Source organism: Chryseobacterium sp. SIMBA_028 (assembly GCF_046535285.1).
Classification (GTDB): Bacteria; Bacteroidota; Bacteroidia; order Flavobacteriales; family Weeksellaceae; genus Chryseobacterium.
In genome coordinates, this window is record NZ_JAWRWZ010000298.1 from 1 (window position 1) to 270 (window position 270).

Sequence of the window (270 nt, forward strand, 5' to 3'; positions counted from 1 at the left end):
GCAGGAAGCCCACCCGCGGAATGAGCAGCAGGCTGGCGTCCAGCTCTGTGCTCCCGTAGGACTGTACAAAGGAATTGAGCTTCTGGTTGAAGCCCTTTGACATCACGTCCGCATGGATCTCGCCACGAAGTGCTGCCCAACGTTGCACGGGTCCCGGCAGGCCGGAAGTCTTGACACCCTTGACCATGCGGTCGGCGGCCACCCACGCCATGACCTTGGAGTGGGTGAAGTGGCGCCTCGGGCCCCGAACCTCCCAGAGTCCGTTGTCCG

The 270-nt window shown here is 63.3% G+C and carries 1 protein-coding gene; it reads right to left on the reverse strand.

The window, feature by feature from the left end; genetic code table 11:
- A partial coding sequence (locus SCA31_RS23535; protein WP_410699433.1) for a glycoside hydrolase family 15 protein occupies positions 1-270 on the reverse strand: 270 nt, incomplete at both ends.